2 protein-coding genes are annotated in these 2,041 nt (G+C 75.3%); both read right to left on the reverse strand.

Annotated features, from left to right (window positions below; translation table 11 throughout):
- On the reverse strand, positions 1-635 hold a 635-nt coding region (locus tag ACVNF4_RS35300; protein WP_461806930.1), incomplete at its 3' end, for a DUF3488 domain-containing protein.
- The gene (locus ACVNF4_RS35305) at positions 632-1,912 is read right to left on the reverse strand and encodes a DUF58 domain-containing protein (RefSeq protein ID WP_461806931.1); all 1,281 of its coding nucleotides are present in this window, start codon (positions 1,910-1,912) and stop codon (positions 632-634) included. The genes ACVNF4_RS35300 and ACVNF4_RS35305, both read right to left, overlap by 4 nt.
- Positions 1,913-2,041 lie beyond the last annotated feature (129 nt).

The raw sequence follows: 2,041 nt of genomic DNA on the forward strand, positions 1-2,041 counted from the left end.
GGGCCCTCCGCCGCGCCCGCACCGCCGGGGCCGCGCGGGGCGCCGCCGAAGACGCGGCCCCACTGGGAGAGGCGCTCGCGGCCCTCGGCGAGCAGCAGCATCAGATAGCCGGCCGCCGCGACCAGGAACCACAGCCAGTCCGAACCGCCGTCGGACAGCCCCGCCGCCACCGAGTACAGGGCGAGCAGCGGCAGCCCGGACGGGGCGGCGTTGCGGAACGTCACCGCGAGGGTGTCGACCAGCAGACCGATGAGCAGGACACCGCCGATCAGCATCAGCCGGATGCCGTCGGACAGCGGCGCCGGGATGGCGTACCGCCCGATGTCCTGCCCGCCGGCCCGGAACAGGTCCGCGAAGCGCGCGATGGCCTCGGGGCCGGGGACGACGCCCGCCAGGGCCTGCTCACGGGCGAACATCACCGTCAGCAGCAGGACCAGCGCGAGCGCCTGCGCCGCGACCGTCAGCGGGCGGGCCAGGGGGACACGGCGGGCCACCGCGCCCACGCCCGACTGGAGCAGCAGGACCAGGACCGCCTGGACGAACCAGGAGCTGCGCTCGACCAGGGGCAGCAGGGCGGTCGCCGCCATCAGCGTCGCCGCCGCGGACCACAGCGTCAGCCTCGCCCGCCCGCTCATGTTCCCGTCCTTCCGCCCGTGCCCACCACGCCGGACCGCTCACGGTCCGCCTGGCGCCACAGGTCCTCCATGGAGGCGCCTCTGGGGACGCTCACGGCCGTCCAGCCCGCGTCCCTCAGCATCCTCAGCCGTTCCTCCTGTGCCGTCCGACCCTTCATCGGATCGGACCCGCCGTTCGGTTCACGGCCCGGTTCACGGCTCCACGAGTCGTTGTCGATCAGGAACGCGATCGCGCCCCCGCTGCGCTGGCGCATCCGCGCGGCCACCGCGGCCTGTTCCTCGTCCAGATCGCCGAGGAACGCGACCAGCAGGCCCTCGTTTCCGCCGCGCAGGACGTCGTACGCGCGGGAGAGGCCGGCGCCGTCGGAGTGGTCGACCACCGCGAGGGTGTCCATCATCAGGCCGGCCGCCTCGGCGGACTCGCCGCCGCCGACGAAGCCCTCGGCGCCCTCGCCGGGGACCGAGCTGCCGGTGTCGGTGAGGAGGCGGACGGTGAAGCCGCGTTCCAGCATGTGCGTGAGGACCGACGCGGCGCCCGAGACGGCCCACTCGAACGGGGCGTCGGGGCCGACGCCGTCGTACGCGATGCCCCGGGTGTCCAGGAGGACCGTGCAGCGGGCGCGCTGGGGCTGTTCCTCGCGGCGGACCATCAGCTCGCCGTAGCGGGCCGTCGAGCGCCAGTGGACGCGGCGCAGGTCGTCGCCGTAGCGGTAGCCGCGCGGGATGACGTCGTCCTCGCCGGCCAGGGCCAGGGAGCGCTGGCGGCCGTCGCCGTACCCCTTCGCCTCGCCGCTGAAGCGGACCGGGGGGAGGGGGTCGACGCGGGGGATCACCGTCAGGGTGTCGTGCGACGAGAAGGAGCGGGTCAGTTCGCACATGCCGAAGGGGTCGGACAGGCGGAGCTGGAGGGGGCCCAGGGGGTAGCGGCCCCGCAGGTCGGAGCGGACCCGGTAGGAGACCTCGCGGCGCCCGCCGGCCTCGACGCGGTCCAGGACGAAACGGGGGCGCGGCCCGAGGACGTACGGGACGCGGTCCTGGAGCATCAGCAGCCCGGTGGGCATCCGCGAGACGTTGTCCATCCGCAGATGCACCCGCGCCTCACTCCCGGCGGGTACGCGCGCGGGCGACAGCCGCCGGGATCCCGCCACCCGGTACCGCGTCCGGTACAGCACCCCCGCACAGATCAGCGGCAGCACCGCCAGCAGCAGCCCCACCCGCAGCAGATCCGGCTGCCCGAGCACATACGCGCAGACGGCCGCAGCTATCCCGGCCGCCAGGAACGACCGCCCCCGCGTGCTGAGCCCGGCGAGCGCGGTCCGTACTCCGCCCTTCTCCCCGTCCCCGGCCCGCCGCCCGGAACCGGGACCGCTCGACGGCGCTCCCGGCGCGTACCCGCCGGCCGTGGC

The organism is Streptomyces sp. S6, assembly GCF_054880855.1.